The organism is Nocardioides gansuensis (assembly GCF_003076135.1).
In the GTDB taxonomy this organism is placed as follows: Bacteria; Actinomycetota; Actinomycetes; order Propionibacteriales; family Nocardioidaceae; genus Nocardioides; species Nocardioides gansuensis.
In genome coordinates this window covers 2,501-5,267 of the sequence record NZ_QDGZ01000021.1, presented here as the reverse complement: position 1 = coordinate 5,267, position 2,767 = coordinate 2,501, and the positions used below count along the sequence as shown (strand labels likewise).

The following is a 2,767-nucleotide window of genomic DNA, read 5'->3' as shown; positions in this document are numbered from 1 at the left end:
GGGTTTGTTGGTTGGGAACTGCCTAGTGGACGCGTCACATGCTCCATGTGGTGATGTGTTTTGTACGGTGTTGGGACAAGCCCTCGGCCTATTAGTACCGGTCGGCTGGGCATTGCTGCTGTACACCTCCGGCCTATCAACCCCATGTTCTGTGGGGGGCCTTACCCACTTACGTGGTGGGAAACCTCATCTTGAAACGTGCTTCCCGCTTAGATGCATTCAGCGGTTATCACTTCCGAACGTAGCCAACCAGCCGTGCCCCTGGCGGGACAACTGGCACACCAGAGGTTCGTCCATCCCGGTCCTCTCGTACTAGGGACAGCCTTTCTCAAGTTTCCTGCGCGCGCGGCGGATAGGGACCGAACTGTCTCACGACGTTCTAAACCCAGCTCGCGTGCCGCTTTAATGGGCGAACAGCCCAACCCTTGGGACCTACTCCAGCCCCAGGATGCGACGAGCCGACATCGAGGTGCCAAACCATCCCGTCGATATGGACTCTTGGGGAAGATCAGCCTGTTATCCCCGGGGTACCTTTTATCCGTTGAGCGACCACGCTTCCACATGCCGTGGCCGGATCACTAGTTCCGACTTTCGTCCCTGCTCGACATGTCTGTCTCACAGTCAAGCTCCCTTGTGCACTTACACTCAACACCTGATTGCCAACCAGGCTGAGGGAACCTTTGAGCGCCTCCGTTACATTTTAGGAGGCAACCGCCCCAGTTAAACTACCCATCAGGCACTGTCCCTGATCCGGATTACGGACCTAGGTTAGACATCTAGTACGACCAGAGTGGTATTTCAACGTTGACTCCACCCAAACTGGCGTCTGGGCTTCACAGTCTCCCACCTATCCTACACAAGCCGAACCAAACACCAATACCAAACTATAGTAAAGGTCCCGGGGTCTTTCCGTCCTGCCGCGCGTAACGAGCATCTTTACTCGTAGTGCAATTTCGCCGAGTCCATGGTTGAGACAGCGCCCAAGTCGTTACTCCATTCGTGCAGGTCGGAACTTACCCGACAAGGAATTTCGCTACCTTAGGATGGTTATAGTTACCACCGCCGTTTACTGGGGCTTAAATTCTCCGCTTCGGCTTGCGCCTAACAGGTCCTCTTAACCTTCCAGCACCGGGCAGGAGTCAGTCCGTATACATCGTCTTACAACTTCGCACGGACCTGTGTTTTTAGTAAACAGTCGCTTGGGCCTGGTCTCTGCGGCCATCACCGCTGCCCCACGCTAGGTGGTTGACGGATCCGGCCCCCCTTCTCCCGAAGTTACGGGGGCATTTTGCCGAGTTCCTTAACCATGGTTGTCTCGATCGCCTTGGTATTCTCTACCTGATCACCTGAGTCGGTTTGGGGTACGGGCGGCGCATAGCTCGCTAGAGGTTTTTCTCGACAGCATAGGATCATCGACTTCCCCAATAATGGGTCCCCATCAGATCTCAGGCTATTGAGACCCGGATTTGCCTAGGCCTCGCCCTACGTCCTTAGCCACGGACAACCATCGCCGTGGATCGACTACCTTCCTGCGTCACCCCATCGCTTGACTACTACCAGATCGGGTCCCACGCTCCACACACCCGCCTCACCCCGAAGGGATCGGTCGGGCGCGCTTCGGGTGGTTAGCATCACCGGGTTCGTCATGGGCGCTACTTTGCCGGTACGGGAATATCAACCCGTTGTCCATCGACTACGCCTGTCGGCCTCGCCTTAGGTCCCGACTTACCCAGGGCAGATTAGCTTGACCCTGGAACCCTTGATCATTCGGCGGAAGAGTTTCTCGCTCTTCATTCGCTACTCATGCCTGCATTCTCACTCGTGTGGCCTCCACACCTGGATCACTCCGGCGCTTCACTGCCCACACGACGCTCCCCTACCCATCCACACACCTGAACCAACCAAACAAGTTGGCGGCTGAGCTATACGTGTGAATGCCATAGCTTCGGCGGATGACTTGAGCCCCGCTACATTGTCGGCGCGGAATCACTTGACCAGTGAGCTATTACGCACTCTTTCAAGGGTGGCTGCTTCCAAGCCAACCTCCTGGTTGTCACTGCGACTCCACATCCTTTTCCACTTAGTCACCGCTTAGGGGCCTTAGCTGATGGTCTGGGCTGTTTCCCTCTCGACTACGGAGCTTATCCCCCGCAGTCTCACTGCTGCGCTCTCACTTACCGGCATTCGGAGTTTGGCTAACGTCAGTAACCTGGTCGGGCCCATCGGCTATCCAGTGCTCTACCTCCGGCAAGAAACACGCAACGCTGCACCTAAATGCATTTCGGGGAGAACCAGCTATCACGAAGTTTGATTGGCCTTTCACCCCTATCCACAGGTCATCCCCTCAGTTTTCAACCTAAGTGGGTTCGGTCCTCCACGTCGTCTTACCGACGCTTCAACCTGCCCATGGATAGATCACTTCGCTTCGGGTCTTGATCGTGCTACTCAAACGCCCTGTTCGGACTCGCTTTCGCTACGGCTACCCCACACGGGTTAACCTCGCAACACAACGCAAACTCGCAGGCTCATTCTTCAAAAGGCACGCCGTCACAAGACACAAGGTCTCGCTCCGACGGATTGTAGGCACACGGTTTCAGGTACTATTTCACTCCCCGCCAGGGGTACTTTTCACCTTTCCCTCACGGTACTGGTCCGCTATCGGTCATCAAGGAGTATTTAGGCTTAACGGGTGGTCCCGCCAGATTCACACGGAATTTCAGGGGTTCCGTGTTACTTGGGGTACTGCTCCGGAGCCAGCGCTTTACGT

1 rRNA gene (only partly in view) is annotated in these 2,767 nt (G+C 55.8%); it reads right to left on the bottom strand.

Annotated features, from left to right (window positions below):
* Positions 1 to 71: 71 nt before the first annotated feature.
* Positions 72 to 2,767 (bottom strand): 23S ribosomal RNA (locus DDE18_RS22400); it runs 423 nt beyond the window's last position.